Genomic DNA, 16,082 nt, shown 5'->3' with positions numbered 1-16,082 from the left:
GCTTCTCCCTGATATCATTGAACCGCCGCCGCCCAGTTCGGCGTTTCGCGATTCTGATGATAATCTAATCATAAGGAGGCCGGCGCGGATACCCGCGCCGGCCCGGACTTAGGTCTGATGTGCGGGCGCGCGCCGCGCGCCCGCCCGTGCCGGGGATCAGTTCGGCAGGTTGAAGACCGTCAGCTGGCCGCCGAGGTTGGTGTAGCTCGACAGGGCGGCGTAGCCGCCGACCGCGCCGAGGCCGGCATTCGGGTCGGTCAGGCCGGCCGCGAGGCCGATGCCGGCCCAGCCACCGACGCCCGACAGGACGGCGATGTTCTGCTTGCCCTTGTGCTGGAAGGTCATCACGTTGCCGATGATGCCCGACGGGGTCTTGAACTTGTACAGTTCCTTGCCGGTCTTGGAATCGACCGCCTTCAGGTAGCCCTCGAGCGTGCCGTAGAACACCACGTCACCCGCGGTGGCGAGCGCACCCGACCACACCGAGAACTGCTCGGGGTTGGACCACTTGATCTTGCCGGCCGTGCCGTCCCAGGCGATGAAGTTGCCCATGCCGCCGTGGCTGTTGGGCGCCGGGTACATCGACAGGGTCGCACCGACATAGGGCTGGCCCGGGGTGTAGCTCACCCGGAACGGCTCGTAGTCCATGCAGACGTGGTTGGTCGGCACGTAGAACAGGTTGGTCTTGGGCGAGTAGGCCGCCGGCTGCTGGTCCTTGGAACCGAGCGCCGCCGGGCAGATGCCCTTCGAGTTGGTGTCCTCGCCGTTCTGGTCGGTCGAGTACTTGGCGACGACGAGCGGACGGCCGTAGGTCTTCGAGGACTTGTCCTGGTCAACCTTGGTGGCCCAGTTCACCGCCGGATCGTACTTCTCGGCGACGAGCAGCTCGCCGGTGGCGCGATCGAGGGTGTAGCCGAAGCCGTTACGATCGAAGTGGGTCAGGAGCGGCCGCTCCTTGTCGCCGATCTTCTGATCCGTGAGGATCATCTCGTTGATGCCGTCGTAATCCCACTCGTCGTGGGGGGTCATCTGGTAGACCCACTTCGCCACGCCGGTGTCGGCGTCACGCGCGAAGATCGTCATCGACCACTTGTTGTCGCCCGGTCGCTGCTTCGGGTTCCAGGTCGAGGGGTTGCCGGTGCCGTAATAGACAAGGTTCAGCTTGGGATCGTAGGAGTACCAGCCCCAGGTCGAGGCGCCGCCGGTCTTCCACTGGTCGCCTTCCCAGGTCTTGATCGACGAGTCCTTGCCGACCGGCTTGCCGAGCTCGGTGGTCTTCTCCGGGTCGATCTTCATCTCGGCGTCCGGGCCGAGGTTGTAGGCGCGCCAGGCCTGCTTGCCGGTCTTGAGGTCGTAGGCGGTGATGTGGCCGCGGATGCCGTACTCGGCGCCCGCGATGCCGACGATCAGCTTGTCCTTCACCGGCAGCACGGTGGCGGTGTTGGTCTCGCCGATCTTCGGGTCGCCGTTCTGGACCGACCAGTTCACCTTGCCGCTCTTGGCGTCGAGCGACACGATGGTGGTGTCGGCCTGGTGCAGGAAGATCGCGCCGTCGGCATAGGCGAGGCCGCGGTTGACCGTGTCGCAGCACATCACCGGGATCACGTTCGGATCCTGCTTCGGCTCGTACTTCCACAGGATCTTGCCATCCTGGTTGAGGTCGAGCGCGTAGACGATGTTCGGGAACGGCGTGTGGACGTACATCACGTCGCCGACGACCAGCGGCGAGCCCTCGTGGCCGCGCAGCACGCCGGTCGAGAAGGTCCAGGCCACCTGCAGCTTGTTGACGTTGCCGGCGTTGATCTGGTCGAGCTTCGAGTAGCGCGTATTGGCGTAGTCGACGGTCTGGAGGACCTGCTCGGCCGGGTTGGCCGTGCGCTTCAGGACGTCTTCGTTCGCCAGCGCCGGGACGGCGCCGAGGATACCCGCGCTCACCGCAAGGAGATGGACCGCTCTCATGGATTCCTCCGACAGGTGCATTGATCCCGACATCCGCAACGGGACGAATCGGGCCGGTTCCTGTTGTTTGCGTTTGGGGATGTCGTTGGCCTCGTCAGCGTGTCACAACCGGCCGCCAGAGATCCTGGCACGAGGGGACCGGTGAGGTCCCTGCCGTGTTTGCGAACCGAGCGCCCCCTCCCCTGGCGGCGCCGTTGAAGCCGAAGCTGAAGGAACTCTAAGAGAAATCGGGGCGCCGTCAACACGCCAACCGCCCCTCGGCCTGCGACACCCGAGCGCGAATTTCATAACTAAGGTATATGAGACCTTCCATGCTGCAGGGCAGCATAGGTATTGTGCCGCGCAGCATGAACGTTGAGCCGGCTTCGCCGTTCGCACATCAACGGAAGTGCCGCGGTTGGACGCATCCCGATGTTTAACTGCTCCTTACTCCCACTCGAGCTCTTGGTAGGCAGTCGTGGCGTTGCGGGCGTTGAAGTCGTCGAATAGGGACCAATGCTGCGCTTCCGTGCGCGCGGCGTCCCCTGCCCGGTCGATGGGCACGCCGTCGCGCACCATCGCCCGGACCTGCGCCTCGAGCACCGCGAGATAGTGGTCGATCGGGCCGGCGGCGGCGGGCCAGGCGACCGAGGCGGGGCCGTGACCGGGCACCACCCGGGCGGCGGGCTCGGCCCGCAGGCGGCGCAGGACCCCGATCCATCCCGACAGGCGCCCGTCGAGGGCCGGGACGTGGCCGACGAACAGGAGGTCGCCGAGGAACCAGGTGTCGGTCTCCCGGTCGCGCACCGTCAGGTCGCTGTTGGTGTGGGCGGTCGGCCAGGCCTCGAGGTGCAGCGCCCGGCCGCCGAGGTCGAGATCGAGGCTCGTCGAGACGAGAAGGGTCGGCGGCACGATCCGGGTGCCGGCGAAGTCCGGGCCGACGAGGTCGGCATTGGCCTTCAGGTAGTCCTGCGCCCGGGCGGCCAGGGCCTCCGGCAGGGCGTGATGGCCGACGAAGGTCGTGCCCTCCCCCGCGAAGGCGGCGTTGCCCAGCACGTGGTCGGGGTGGACATGTGTGTTGACGACGTAGCGCACCGGCAGCGCGGTGCGCTGGCGCAGGGCGGCCAGCAGGCGCTGCCCCGCCCGCAGGCTTCCGCCGGTATCGATCACCGCCACCGCGTCGCGCCCGATCACGAAGCCGACATTGGCGATGGCGCCGTCGTTGCGCCGCCCGGCCAAGGCATAGGGCGCGGCGTAGACGAAGATGCCCGGGGCGACCTCCTGCATCGGCAGGGCGTCGGCGCTCGCCGGACCGGTGGCCGCCGGTGCCGCGTCGGCCGGGGCCTGCGCGGCGGCGGGCGCCGCCGGAAGAACCGTGAGGACGGCGAGAAATGCGACTGCCGGCCCGATCCGCATCACGCCTCTCCCGCCTGCGCGTCGCCGGCCTGGGGCGGTGCCAGTGGCACGAACAGGCTGCGGTCGGGCTTGATGTCGAGAAGCGGCGTCCCGTCGAGGCAGTCGAGGCCGCGCACGTGCAGGATGCCGGGCTCGATCCCGACCAGCGCGACGATGCTGGTGCCGATCGGGTTCGGCCGCACCGGCGAGCGTAGCGAGAAGGTGCCCCGGGTCGTGCCGTCGTTGGCCGGGCTCTGGCGCACGAGGTCGCGCCGCGAGCGGTCGAGCCAGTACAGGATCTCCAAGCGCTCGTAGAGCGCCACGCCGTCGAGGGCGTCGCTCCAGGGCGCAAACACCTCGATCCGGCAGGTCGGCCCGTCGAGGCGGCCCTGGCGCGGGCAGCCGAGGCGGTCGGTCCAGGGCGTACGGATCCGGCCGACGAAGACGAGACCGGCATCGGCCGCGAGGGGCGCCTCGACGGCGACCTCCCCGGCCCGGATCTCGTTCAGGCGCACCATCGGCGGACTCCCCGGATGCCCTCCCTCTTGCGCCCCGCAAGCAGGTCGGGCGCTGACGGAGGTGTTCAGACTGCGCCGGCCCGACCTGCCGCCAGCCCGACCGCGGGGGCAGTCGCCGGGCTCGGCGCCGGGAGCCTAGTGCAGCCCCCGACGGCCTGGCAATCGGCTGCGGCATCAAGGCCTTGTGGAAGCGTGTGGGCGCCGCGTGCCCCGGCTCAGTAGGTCGCGAAGATCTCGGCCAGCGCGCCGGGATCGCGGGTGACCGTGAGCGCGAGGGCGAGCAGGATGCGGGCCTTCTGCGGCGTCAGGTTGTCGGCCGGGACGATGCCGTGGGAGGCGAGCCGCACGGTGGAGGGCACGACGCCACTGCCGGCGCGGGTCGATTGCACGATGGCGATGCCGGCGGCCGCGGCCTCCGCGAGGGCTTCGGCCTCCGCCGGAGGGGTCATGCCGGGGGCGAGCCCGGCCGAGACGATGCCCCGGGCGCCGGCCGCCGCGAAGGCCCGCACCGCCGTGCCGTCGGCATCCGCGTAGGCGTAGGAGATGTCGACCCGCGGCAGGGCGTAGAGGGTGCGGATGTCGAACGGCGTTCCGGGGGCGTGGCGGCGCTCCGATCGACGGTAGTAGCGTACGTGCTCGCCGTCGACCTGGCCGAGCACGCCGAAATCCGGGCTGCGGAAGGTCTGCATCCGGGTGACCGAGGTCTTGGTCACCTCGCGGGCGGCCTGAATCTCGTCGTTGAGCACCACCAGCACGCCGCGCCCGCGGGATTCCGGGGCGGCCGCGGTGCGCAACGCCGCGACGAGGTTGAGACCGGCATCGCTCGACAGGGCGCTGATCGGCCGCTGCGAGCCGACCAGCACCACCGGCAGGTCGACGGTCAGGGTGAGGCTGAGCGCGTAGGCGGTCTCCTCCAGGGTGGCGGTGCCGTGCCCGATGACGATGCCGGCGAGGTCCGGGTGCGCGCCCGCCAGTTCCTCGCAGAGCCGCACCAGGGTGCGCCAGTCGGAGAAGCCGATCCCCGGGCTCGTCACCGCCCGGTAGCGCACCGGCACCACCTCGGCCACCGCACGGGTCTCCGGCACCCTCGCCAGGATCTCCTCGGCCTCGAGGCGCCGGCCGGTGGCGGTGTAGTCGAGGATGTCGAGGCTGTCGCGGCCCACCGACGACAGGGTGCCGCCGGTGCCGATGAAGGCGACCTTGGGGAGCGTGCTCATGCTGTGGGGCTACCGTGGAGGCTGCGCCGCCCCGGCCGGGGCAGCGGGATCGATCGGGCGGGGTCTGGCAGGATCCGTGCCGCCGGCCTCGCCGGGCTCGCAGCCCGGCGCGTCGAACAGGGCCGCGAGACCGCAGGCCGAGCCGAGCATCCGGCGGCCGTCATGGCCGACGCCCGGCACGACGTGGAGCGGCTGGCGCAGGTCGGGATGACGGGCCCGCAGGGCGGCCCAGTAGGCCTCGCCGCGGGCAAGCCGGAACGGCCCCTGCGTCTCGGCCATGCAGCTCCGGTCGAGGGCGGGATGGTGCGGGTCGGTGTCCCGGCCGCCGAGCAGGTAGGTCACCGGCCGGGCGACGTAGGCGGCCTCCAGGGCCGCCGGCGCGGCCCCGCCGGCATAGCGCGGCAGATCCTGCAGGCCGTACTTCCAGCGGTCGTAGCCGGGGCAATCCGCGGTCGGGCCGGGCCGCCCGGGCGTGACGTAGGCGTAGCTGCTGGGATTGGCGACGACGTAGCTCACGGCGATGCCTCGCCCCGCCAGGGCGTCGCCTTCCCGCGACAGCATCGCGTAGCGCTGCGCCACCTGGCCGCCGCCGGAATGGCCGGCGACGACGATCCGCGACAGGTTCGGGAACAGGCGCCGGTCGGCGAGCCGGGCCAGGATCGCGTCGAGGGCGTCGAAGGAGCTCAGGGGTGCGGGGCCGAGCGCGTCGTCCCCGCCCTGCCAGCCTTCGAGCGTCCAGTGCAGCACGTCCGGCGGGAGGGCATGCGCGGCCCAGTCGGTCTGGCTGAGGAATTGCGGCACGACGAGGAGCGCCCCGTCCCCGGCCCGGCCGGCCGCCTCCCGGGCGGCGAGCGCGGAGGCGTAGTAGACGTCCGCGTCGCGCAGCCGCCCGTGCAGCACGATCACCGCCCGGCTCACCTCGGGATGCGGGACGTCGAGATCGTCGGAGGCGAAGAGGAGGAGCCGCGCGCCGGGCGCCACGGCCAGGCTCCGATCGGCCACGACGGCCACCGGCTTTTGATGAGGCCCCCGCTCGTCAGCGGCCTCGGCCCGGCCCGCGAGCAGCGCGAGCAGCAGCGGGAAGGCGGAGCGGAGCAGGGACGGCATCGGGGGCCTCCGCGACGCACGGACCGCGCGGGCGGCCCGGTGGAACTGGTGCCGGTGGAGAGGATCGAACTCCCGACCTTCGGTTTACAAAACCGCTGCACTACCGCTGTGCTACACCGGCGAGAGCCTGCAAGCCGTTGATTTGCAAGCTCTTCATACCCGAGCGCGAGGCGCGCGCGACAGGCGGGTCTATAGAGCCCCTGGCCGGTCCGTCGTCAAGGCGCAAAATCCGGGGCCGGCGTGGCCGCAGGACGTGGGTTAGGATTGCAGGAACGCGATCGGGCCGGGGCTCGCCTGGTCGAAGACCGCCGCGGTCAGGCGGCCCGTCCGTAGGGGCGCCGTGTCCAGGTTGGTGCGGTAGGGGTGGCGGCGTGGCACGCCCTCGTAGCAGGGCGTGTGCCCGTGGACGACGTGCTTGCCGAAATCGTAGTCGACCGACAGGAACGGCTCGCGGATCCACAGGCGGGCCCGCACGCTCGGATCGATCCCGGGCCGTCCGGGCCGGAAGCCGGCATGGACGTAGTAGCGCAGGCGGTCCTCGTGGACGGTCCGCAACCCGGCGATCCAGTCCATCTCCGTCGCCGGCAGGTCCGCAACCGTCGCGACGCCGTAGGAGGCAAGGGTCCGGTCGCCCCCGGTTGCGATCCAGGCCGCGGCCCGGCGCGGGTCGCGCATCGCCCGCAGCAGCGCGTGTTCCCGGTTGCCCATCAGGCACGTTACCGCCTCGGGGGTCCGCTCCTGGGTTTCGCGGACGATCGCGACGGCGCGGGCGCTCTCTGGGCCCTTGTCGATGTAGTCGCCGAGGAAGACCAGCCGGCGGCACCGGCCCGCGGCATGGGCCACGATCAGGGCGAGGAGGCTTTCCAGCGCGCCCGCGCAGCCGTGGATGTCGCCGATGGCGTAGGTCAACTCATCCATGGAACGCTGTCGGGGCCGTGGGGGTGGGCGGGAAAGGATCCAGGCATCGGGGCGCCGCGATTGTCGATGCGGCAGCAACGGGATGGGACGGATGGAACAAAGATCGGGACACACGACGTTCACGAGTCGTCGATCGCCGAACACGCCACCGTGCGAACAGTCGAGTATCGAACGCTGCGGTCTCGCGTCCTGTGATCTTTAGCGTTAGCGCAAGGAAACAAAAAATCGGCCGAGCGATCTATGTCCAAGGGCGAGCCGAAGGTCCTGGGCGGTGCAGGTATGCGGGTCTAGACTTATGCCGCGGCACTGCCGGAGCTTCGCCGGCGGGTGGGACGACCTACCCCGATCCGTCGGCGTGATGCTGCGCTGCAACATGAGGTCGCAGGTCTCCCGCCCTGTCAGATCCTGGCACGCGAATCGCTGATCTGCCGGGACGGCGCGCGTCCCTCCGGCCCGGACCCCCGCCCGTCCCGATGGCATGAGGCGGCCGGTGGAGGTGGCATGGCGGAGTTCCTGACCGTGGCGCTGGTCTGCGTCAGCACCCTGGCGGCCCCGGATTGCTCGCGCGAGACGGCCGTGGACGTGGCGGTCGCCCCCGCGCCGACGCCGATCGCCTGCCTGATGCAGGGCGAGACCCTGGCGGCGCGCAGCGGCTTCCTGCGCGGGCAGGAGACCTACCTGAAGGTCGCCTGCGAGCGCCGCCGCACCGCGGCGCTCCGCCCCGACAGCGTCACGCCCTGACGGTGCGTCGCGGGTGCGGGGGATGGCCGGCGCGGCCGCGCCGGTCTATGGCCTCGCCTCCCGTTGCGTGCGGCACCGTGCGGACCCACCTGCACGGGATCCCGGCCGCCCGCGCGCGAGACAGGAGCGTCGCCCCCGCCCCATGCCCATCGAAGCTGCCCCGCCCCAGGCCCACCTGCCGCCTCTCGCCAAGCTCGCCCTGGAACTCGGGCCCCTCGGGGTCTTCTTCTTCGGCAACGCCTATGCGGAAAAATTCGGCTTTGCCGCCGACCAGCGCCTGTTCGTGGCGACCGGGCTGTTCATCGTCGCGACCCTGGTGGCGCTCGCGGTGCATTACGTCTGGGTGCGGCGGCTGCCGATCATGCCGCTGGTCTCCGGCGTGGTGGTGGTGGTGTTCGGCGGCCTGACGCTGCTCCTGCGCGACGAGGTGTTCATCAAGCTCAAGCCCACCATCGTGAACAGCCTGTTCGGCGCGGTACTGCTCGGCGGCCTCGCCTTCGGCCGGCCGCTGCTGGCGCTCGTGCTCGACAGCGTGTTCGATCTCACCCAGGAGGGCTGGCGCAAGCTCACCTTCCGCTGGGGGCTGTTCTTCTTCTTCCTAGCGGCCGTGAACGAGGTGGTGTGGCGCACCCAGACAACGGATTTCTGGGTCAGCTTCAAGGTGTTCGGCATCATGCCGCTCACGATCGCCTTCGCGCTGGCGCAGACGCCGCTCTTGCTGCGCTACGAGCGCAAGAAGGACGGGACCACGACAGGCGGGGCGACGTCGGATCAAGCTTGAGCGGGGCGCGGTGCCGCAGCCGGAACGGGTGCAGGACTTCGGCGATTCATCCCGTCATGAGCCCCGCACCTGCCGACCCGCCGGAGAAGGCCGTGACCGACAAGGCCTTGACCGAGAAAGCACTGGCCATCCACCGCCGCCTGTGCGGGGTCTATGGCTGCCCGATCCCCTATTTCCACGATCTCGACCCGGTGAGCGAGCTGATCTCCTCGCTCCTGTCGCACCGTACCCGCAACGCCGATTCCGGCCGCGCCTTCAAGGCGCTCCGGGCGCGTTTCAACGACTGGGACTCGCTGATCGCCGCGCCGACCGCGGAGGTCCAGGCGCTGATCTCGGGCGTCACCTGGCCCGAGCTGAAGGCACCGCGGATCCAGGCGGTCTTGCGCGCGGTGCAGGCGCGGGCCGGGAGCCTCGATCTCGGTTTCTTGCGCGAGATGCCGGTCGCCGAGGCGCGAGCCTGGCTCGAGGCGATTCCCGGCGTCGGGCCGAAGACCAGCGCGGCGGTCCTGTCGTTCAGCGCGTTGCGGATGCCGGCGCTCCCGGTCGACAGCCACCATCACCGGGTGGCGCAGCGCACCGGGCTGATCGGCCCCAAGGTCGATGTCGGCCCCTCCCATGCCATCCTGCGGGCGCAGCTGCCGGCGGACTGGGACGCGCAGACGCTCTACGACAACCACGAGATCCTGATGCTGCACGGGCAGCGCTGCTGCTTTCACCGCAACCCGGCCTGCGGGTCTTGCGCCGTGCTCGATCTCTGTCCCACCGGCCAGGCCCGGACGGAAGCCCGCAGGCCGGACGGCGCGGTCGCGCTGCACCCCTGATCGGCGTGCTTGACCCCCCTCCCGGAACGGTCCAGAACGCCGCGCCCGCGGGACTGTGACAGCCCTCGGCCAGGGGACGACGAACTCACGATGCCCGCGTTCAAGGAACTGGTCTTCTCCGGCGTCCAGCCGACCGGAAACCTGCACCTCGGCAACTATCTCGGCGCCATCAAGCGCTTCGTCGCCATGCAGGCGCAGTTCGACTGCCTGTACTGCGTCGTCGACCTGCACGCGATCACCGTGTGGCAGGACCCGGCCGAGCTGACGCGCCAGATCCGCGAGGTCACCGCGGCGTTCCTGGCCGCCGGCATCGACCCCGCCCGCTCGGTGGTGTTCAACCAGAGCCAGGTGCCGCAGCACGCCGAACTCGCCTGGATCTTCAACTGCGTCGCCCGTCTCGGCTGGCTCAACCGCATGACGCAGTTCAAGGAGAAGGCCGGCAAGGACCGGGAGAACGCCAGCATCGGGCTCTACGACTATCCCGTGCTGATGGCGGCCGACATCCTGGCCTACCGCGCCACCCACGTTCCCGTCGGCGAGGACCAGAAGCAGCACCTCGAGCTGACCCGCGACATCGCCCAGAAGTTCAACAACGACTTCGCGGGCGCGATTCAACAGCAGGGCTACGGCGAGGCTTTCTTTCCGATCACCGAGCCGCTGATCGGCGGGCCGGCCGCCCGGGTGATGAGCTTGCGGGACGGCACCAAGAAGATGTCGAAGTCGGACCCGTCCGACTATTCGCGCATCAACCTGACCGACGATTCGGACGGCATCGCCACGAAGGTGCGCAAGGCCAAGACCGACGCCGAGCCCCTCCCCTCCGAGACCGCCGGTCTCGAGAAACGGCCGGAGGCCGACAACCTCGTGGGCATCTTCGCCGCGCTCAACGACGTGAGCCGCGAGGACGTGCTGCGCGAATATGGCGGCGCCCAGTTCTCGGCCTTCAAGGGGGCGCTCGTCGACCTCGCGGTGGCCAAGCTCGGGCCGATCGGCGCCGAGATGAAGCGCCTCGTCGCCGATCCGGGTCACATCGATGCGGTGCTGGCCGACGGCGCCGCGCGCGCCGAGGCGATCGCCGCGCCGAACATCGCCGCCGTGAAGGACATCGTCGGCTTCGTGCGCCGGCGCTGAGCGGTCGCGGCGGCGCACCGGCTCCCGGCAGTTCCCATGCCGGTCGAGCCGGAGCACGGGCGCGATCATCGTCCAGTATCAGACTGATCAGGGCGATGAACCGTCCAGTATTCGACGGTTCATGATATGCCCATCCGGCCCTAGCCTGAGCCGGATCCGGCCCTCCATTCCGATACGGGAACGAGCGCGCGGAACTTCGCCGTCCGCGTGTGGGCGCGCAAAGTCCAATCTACATCTTGCCGCTGGCTTTCAGCCGTGCAAGCCGTGTCACGGCCCGCTCGGCCGAATCATCTCGCTGCACATCCTGCGCCCATTCCTCGATGAGGGTGGGACGAGCGTGCGACCTTTGTCTCAGATGTTCGATCTCGTCCCTCAGAATGGTGTTCCGAGGAGCATCGCGATGCTCGGAGGGCGGGGGTGATTTGCGGCGGCTCGACATGCCGGGCATGCTCTTCGGGCGTCGTTAACGGGAGGTAAACGCCGTCCCGATCCCGGTGGCCGTCCGGCCTCGCTCACCCGAAGGTGATGCATCGCGGGAGGCGGCCTTGAAGCGCGGGCCATGGAGCCGATAACCCGGGGCGACGATCAAACACCGGGAGGCGATCCGCATGGCCATCCAGGCCCTCATCTTCGACGTGTTCGGCACCCTCCTCGACTGGCACGGCGGCGTCGCCCGGGAGGCTGTGCGGCTCCTCGCGCCCTTCCGGCCCGACCTCGACGGCGCCGCCTTCGCCCGGGCCTGGCGCGACCGCTACCAGCCCGGCATGGAGCCGATCCGCCAGGGCGCCCGGAGCTACGCCGACCTCGACACCCTGCATGCCGAGAGCTTGGAGGGCGTGCTCGCCGGCCTGCACCTCGCCGAGACGGTACCGTCGGAGGTGCACCACGAGCTGGTGCTCGCCTGGCATCGGCTCGATGCCTGGCCGGAGGTGCCCGACGCGCTGGCGCGGCTTCGCGAACGATACCTGCTGGCGCCCTGCTCCAATGCGCATGTCCGGCTCGCCATCGCGCAGGCCCGCCGCAACCGGCTGCCTTGGGACGCGGTGCTCGGAGCCGAGTTCGCTCAGGACTACAAGCCGAAGCCCGCCGTCTATCTCCGCGCCGTCGAGGCTTTGCGGCTGCAGCCCGGCGAGGTGATGATGGTGGCGGCCCACTCCTCGGATCTCGCGGCGGCGGCGGCCTGCGGCCTTGCCACCGCCCATGTCGCACGGCCCGACGAGAGCGGCCCAGGCACCGGCGAGGCGGCGCCCCTGGTGCCGGTGGATGTTGCGGCATCGGATTTGGCGGATCTGGCGAGGCAGCTCGGCTGCTGAGAACTGGACATGCCAACCGACATCCTACCCACTCACCTCAGGATGAGGTCGAGAGTGGGGTAAAATCGGTCAATCGACGACACGGCATCCTGCGTAGAGAAAGGGCCCGCCTCCTCCGGGGAAGCGGGCCCCACGGTCGTCAGTTCAGCAGGGCATGGGCCGGCCGGCGCTCGTCCGGCGACACCGACTGGTCGCCGATGAACAGGCCGGCGGGGCCGAGGCGCACCGGCACCGTCTCGCCGTCGTGAACCCGGCCGGCGAGGATCTGCTCGGCGAGCGGGTCCTGCACCGCTTTCTGGATCACGCGCTTCAGCGGGCGCGCGCCGTAGGCCGAGTCGTAGCCCTTGTCGGCGAGCCAGGCGCGGGCGTCGGGCTCGATGTCGAGGGTGATCTTGCGATCCTCCAGGAGCTTGGCGAGGCGCCCGAGCTGGATGTCGACGATCGCCCCCATCTCCTGCCGCTGCAGGCGGTGGAAGAGGATGATCTCGTCGACCCGGTTCAGGAACTCGGGGCGGAAGTGCGAGCGGACCACGTTCATCACGTCGTCGCGCACCACGTCGGTATCCTGGCCCTCCGGCTGGTTGACGAGGTACTCGGAGCCGAGATTCGACGTCATGACGATGAGCGTGTTGCGGAAATCGACCGTCCGCCCCTGCCCGTCGGTGAGCCGGCCGTCGTCGAGGACCTGCAGCAGGACGTTGAACACGTCCGGATGCGCCTTCTCGACCTCGTCGAACAGCACGACCTGGTAGGGCCGGCGCCGCACGGCCTCGGTCAGCGCGCCGCCCTCCTCGTAGCCGACATAGCCCGGAGGCGCGCCGATCAGGCGGGCCACCGCGTGCTTCTCCATGTACTCGGACATGTCGATGCGCACCAGCGCCGTGTCGTCGTCGAACAGGAAGCCGGCGAGCGCCTTGGTCAGCTCGGTCTTGCCGACGCCGGTGGGGCCGAGGAACATGAACGAGCCGATCGGCCGGTGCGGGTCCTGCAGGCCGGCGCGGGCGCGCCGCACGGCGGTCGCCACGGCCACCACCGCCTCGGCCTGGCCGACGACGCGCTTTCCGAGCGCCGCCTCCATCCCGAGCAGCTTCTCGCGCTCGCCCTCCAGCATCTTGTCGACCGGCACGCCGGTCCAGCGCGAGACGACCCCGGCGACGTGGCTCGGCGTCACCGCCTCCTCCATCATCCCGGACCCGTTGCCGCGCGAGCCGTCGGCACCCCGAGCCTCGATCTCGGCGAGTTCCCGCTCCAGCCCCGGGATGATGCCGTAGGCGAGCTCGCCCGCCTTCTGGTACTGGCCCTGGCGCTGCGCCGCCGCGAGGTCGTTTCGCGCCGCGTCGAGCTTCGTCTTCAGCTCGGCCGCCCGGCCGAGCTTGTCCTTCTCGGCCTTCCAGCGTGCCGTGATCGAGGCCGACTGCTCCTCGAGGTCGCCGAGCTCCTTCTCCAGCCGCTGCAGGCGGTCGCGGGAGGCGGAATCGGTCTCCTTCTTGAGAGCCTCGCCCTCGATCTTCAGGCGCACGATCTCACGATCGATGTTGTCGAGCTCCTCGGGCTTCGAATCGACCTGCATGCGCAGGCGCGAAGCCGCCTCGTCGACGAGGTCGATCGCCTTGTCGGGCAGGAAGCGGTCGGTGATGTAGCGGTTCGACAGGGTCGCGGCCGCCACCAGCGCCGAATCCTGGATCCGGACCTTGTGGTGCTGCTCGTACTTCTCCTTGATGCCGCGCAGGATCGAGACCGTGTCCTCGACCGTCGGCTCCGAGACGAAGACCGGCTGGAAGCGGCGGGCGAGCGCCGCATCCTTCTCGACGTGCTTGCGGTACTCGTCGAGCGTGGTCGCGCCGACGCAGTGCAGCTCGCCGCGGGCGAGCGCGGGCTTGAGCAGGTTCGAGGCGTCCATCGCCCCGTCCGCCTTGCCGGCGCCGACGAGCGTGTGCATCTCGTCGATGAACAGGATAATCTGGCCGTCCGCGGCGGTGACCTCGGAGAGCACGCCCTTCAGCCGCTCCTCGAACTCGCCGCGATACTTCGCGCCGGCGATCAAGGCGCCCATGTCGAGGGCGAGGAGCTGCTTGTCGCGAAGCGATTCCGGCACGTCGCCGTTGACGATGCGAAGCGCCAGCCCCTCGACGATGGCGGTCTTGCCGACGCCTGGCTCGCCGATGAGGACGGGATTGTTCTTGGTGCGCCGCGACAGCACCTGGATGGTGCGGCGGATCTCCTCGTCGCGGCCGATCACGGGGTCGAGCTTGCCGTCGCGGGCCGCCTCGGTGAGGTCGCGGGCATACTTCTTCAGCGCGTCGTAGGCGTTCTCGGCCGTCGCGTTGTCGGCGGTGCGGCCCTTGCGGAGCGCATTGATGGCGCCGTTGAGCGAGGCCGCGGTGACGCCGGCCTGGGCCAGGATCTTGCCCGCATCCGTATCCTTCTCGACCGCCAGCGCCAGCAGCAGGCGCTCCACGGTGACGTAGGAATCGCCCGCCTTCTCGGCGGCCTTTTCCGCGGTGTCGAACAGGCGCATCAGCTCGCGGGTCGCCTGCGGCTGCGAGGCGCCGCCCGAGACCTTCGGCTGCTTGGAAAGCCACGCCTCGGTCTGGGCGAGCGCCACGCGCGACTGGCCGCCGGCGCGGTCGATCAGGCCCGCGCACAGGCCCTCGGGATCGTCGAGCAGCACCTTCAGGACGTGGGCGGGCGACAGCTGCGGATGGCCCTCGCGCAGGGCCAGCGACTGGGCCGACTGCACGAAGCCCCGCGCCCGCTCGGTGTATTTTTCGAAGTTCATGAATGCGCTCCTCCTTGGCCGATCCTCCCGCCCTCGTGACGAGGCATCGGTGGGACCGAAGGGTTCGCCATCGCGCGGTCGTCGCGCGCCGGGCGCCGGCCCTTCCAGGAAGCTGCCGGCCCTCCCCATGTGGTGTGACATATCGGTAACACAAGGGGCGGCCCGCCGATTTCACGGTTGCGGGACATGCGGTGCGCGGATGGCTGCAAGGGCGCGGGCCGGGCCCGATTCCCTGCGCCGACCAATCGCGCTAGGCAGGAGCCATGAGCAGCCCTGCCCTCACCGTCGCCGCCCTCCACCGCTATCCGGTGAAGGGTCTTTCGCCCGAGCCGCTGACGGCGGCGGCCCTCACGGCCGGCAACTATTTCCCGAGCGACCGGCTGTTCGCGGTCGAGAACGGCCCGAGCGGCTTCGACCCCGCCGCTCCGGTGCACCAGCCGAAGATCAAGTACCTGATGCTGATGCGCAACGAGGCCCTGGCCCGGCTGCAGACGTCCTACGACGACGCCACCGGCGTGCTGACGATCCGCGAGGGCGACCGGGAGGCGGCGCGGGGCGACCTCGCCACGCGGGAGGGCCGGCTCGCCATCGAGGCGTTCTTTCGCCGCTTCCTGCCGAAGGAGTTGCGCGGCCCGCCGAAGGTCCTGGCGGCGCCTGAGGGTTATCGCTTCACCGATTCGCGCAGCGGATACGTCTCGCTCATCAACCTGGCGAGCGTGGCGGCGGTCGAGGACATGGTCGGGGCGCCGGTCGATCCCCTGCGCTTTCGCGGCAACCTGCACGTCACCGGGCTGCCGGCCTTCGCCGAGCTCGACCTCGTCGGGTCGGAACTCGCGACCGATGCGGGCCTGCGCCTGAAGGTGACGAAGCGCATCGTGCGCTGCGCCGCCACCAACGTCGACCCCGTCACGGGCGAGCGCGACCGCGCGATCCCGGAAGCGCTGCAGAAGCACCTCGGCCATGCCGATTGCGGGATCTACGCCGAGGTGGTGTCGGGCGGGGAGGTGCGGCCCGGGGACGTGCTGCGGGTGGCGGGCTGACGGTCCGGCGTCCGGCTCAGCGCTTGGCCGGCAACCAGGCCGGCTCCGGCTCCCGGCGCGGCAGCACCGCGGCGACGGCGTCGAGGTCGACCGTGTAGCTGTCGGTAAGCAGGCGCCAGAGGTCCTGGCGGTTCGCGGCGCGGTCGCTGAGGGAGTTCACCGTGGCGGCGAGCAGCGCGGGGTTGGTGAGGGCGGGGCGCGGCAGGAGGAGATCGGCGGGGCGCATCGTCGGCATCCGTGAAACCGTCCCCAGATTGTGCCGGACGTGGTAAATTTCCCGTAAAATGCAACCGACGCGAACCGGGGTCGGCCCCCGTCATCGAACCGTCGCGCGGGCCCGCCAGAACCCCCGCCGGATGCCGGCGATCCCCTGCGGGGCATGC

14 protein-coding genes and 1 tRNA gene are annotated in these 16,082 nt (G+C 70.2%); 6 read left to right on the top strand and 9 right to left on the bottom strand.

Annotated elements, in window-relative coordinates:
• Positions 1-156 precede the first annotated feature (156 nt).
• The 7 genes from xoxF5 to V3T34_RS09960 form a co-directional block, all read right to left on the bottom strand.
• Positions 157-1,959 carry a lanthanide-dependent methanol dehydrogenase XoxF5 gene (xoxF5, locus tag V3T34_RS09990; RefSeq protein WP_060849207.1) on the bottom strand — a complete coding sequence of 601 codons (1,803 nt, stop codon included), beginning with the start codon at positions 1,957-1,959 and terminating at the stop codon, positions 157-159.
• A 426-nt stretch (positions 1,960-2,385) separates the two neighbouring features.
• Positions 2,386-3,354, bottom strand: a complete 969-nt coding sequence (locus tag V3T34_RS09985) for a quinoprotein relay system zinc metallohydrolase 2 (RefSeq protein ID WP_305077759.1) — start codon at positions 3,352-3,354, stop codon at positions 2,386-2,388.
• On the bottom strand, positions 3,354-3,851 hold the full coding sequence (gene tsaA, locus V3T34_RS09980; RefSeq protein ID WP_091891654.1) for a tRNA (N6-threonylcarbamoyladenosine(37)-N6)-methyltransferase TrmO: 498 nt from the start codon (positions 3,849-3,851) through the stop codon (positions 3,354-3,356). Before tsaA ends, V3T34_RS09985 begins: the two co-directional genes overlap by 1 nt.
• A gap of 215 nt (positions 3,852-4,066) precedes the next feature.
• On the bottom strand, positions 4,067-5,068 hold the full coding sequence (locus V3T34_RS09975) for an asparaginase (protein ID WP_305077758.1): 1,002 nt from the start codon (positions 5,066-5,068) through the stop codon (positions 4,067-4,069).
• 9 nt (positions 5,069-5,077) lie between these two features.
• The gene (locus V3T34_RS09970) at positions 5,078-6,175 is read right to left on the bottom strand and encodes an alpha/beta hydrolase (protein WP_305077757.1); all 1,098 of its coding nucleotides are present in this window, start codon (positions 6,173-6,175) and stop codon (positions 5,078-5,080) included.
• A gap of 46 nt (positions 6,176-6,221) precedes the next feature.
• Positions 6,222-6,296, bottom strand: a tRNA-Thr gene (locus V3T34_RS09965).
• A 137-nt stretch (positions 6,297-6,433) separates the two neighbouring features.
• On the bottom strand, positions 6,434-7,093 hold the full coding sequence (locus V3T34_RS09960) for a metallophosphoesterase family protein (protein ID WP_305077756.1): 660 nt from the start codon (positions 7,091-7,093) through the stop codon (positions 6,434-6,436).
• A 501-nt stretch (positions 7,094-7,594) separates the two neighbouring features.
• Here V3T34_RS09960 and V3T34_RS09955 point away from each other — a divergent pair.
• The 5 genes from V3T34_RS09955 to V3T34_RS09935 all read left to right on the top strand — a co-directional run bounded on the left by V3T34_RS09955 (position 7,595) and on the right by V3T34_RS09935 (position 11,880).
• Entirely contained in the window at positions 7,595-7,834 is a 240-nt protein-coding gene (locus tag V3T34_RS09955) for a hypothetical protein (RefSeq protein ID WP_091751115.1), read from the top strand.
• Between the two features lie 142 nt (positions 7,835-7,976).
• Positions 7,977-8,615 carry a septation protein A gene (locus tag V3T34_RS09950; RefSeq protein ID WP_305077755.1) on the top strand — a complete coding sequence of 213 codons (639 nt, stop codon included), beginning with the start codon at positions 7,977-7,979 and terminating at the stop codon, positions 8,613-8,615.
• Positions 8,616-8,671: 56 nt separating this feature from the next.
• Positions 8,672-9,436, top strand: coding sequence for an endonuclease III domain-containing protein (locus V3T34_RS09945; RefSeq protein ID WP_305077754.1), 765 nt, complete (start codon positions 8,672-8,674; stop codon positions 9,434-9,436).
• A gap of 90 nt (positions 9,437-9,526) precedes the next feature.
• Positions 9,527-10,567 carry a tryptophan--tRNA ligase gene (gene trpS / locus V3T34_RS09940; protein WP_288587568.1) on the top strand — a complete coding sequence of 347 codons (1,041 nt, stop codon included), beginning with the start codon at positions 9,527-9,529 and terminating at the stop codon, positions 10,565-10,567.
• Between the two features lie 608 nt (positions 10,568-11,175).
• Positions 11,176-11,880: a haloacid dehalogenase type II gene (locus V3T34_RS09935; protein ID WP_305077753.1), complete on the top strand. Its 705-nt coding sequence runs from the start codon at positions 11,176-11,178 to the stop codon at positions 11,878-11,880.
• A 139-nt stretch (positions 11,881-12,019) separates the two neighbouring features.
• Here V3T34_RS09935 and clpB read toward each other — a convergent pair whose 3' ends face one another.
• On the bottom strand, positions 12,020-14,659 hold the full coding sequence (gene clpB, locus V3T34_RS09930) for an ATP-dependent chaperone ClpB (RefSeq protein ID WP_305077752.1): 2,640 nt from the start codon (positions 14,657-14,659) through the stop codon (positions 12,020-12,022).
• A 263-nt stretch (positions 14,660-14,922) separates the two neighbouring features.
• On the opposite strand from clpB, the gene V3T34_RS09925 reads away from it, so the two are divergent.
• Positions 14,923-15,699 carry an MOSC domain-containing protein gene (locus V3T34_RS09925; protein ID WP_305077751.1) on the top strand — a complete coding sequence of 259 codons (777 nt, stop codon included), beginning with the start codon at positions 14,923-14,925 and terminating at the stop codon, positions 15,697-15,699.
• Positions 15,700-15,715: 16 nt separating this feature from the next.
• On the opposite strand, the gene V3T34_RS09920 is transcribed toward V3T34_RS09925, so the two are convergent.
• Positions 15,716-15,925, bottom strand: coding sequence for a hypothetical protein (locus V3T34_RS09920; protein ID WP_060849203.1), 210 nt, complete (start codon positions 15,923-15,925; stop codon positions 15,716-15,718).
• Positions 15,926-16,082: the final 157 nt, after the last annotated feature.

The organism is Methylobacterium ajmalii (assembly GCF_036448855.1).
Classification (GTDB): domain Bacteria; phylum Pseudomonadota; class Alphaproteobacteria; order Rhizobiales; family Beijerinckiaceae; genus Methylobacterium; species Methylobacterium ajmalii.
The sequence above is the reverse complement of the archived record's forward strand: the minus strand, read 5'-3'. Positions and strand labels throughout refer to the sequence as shown.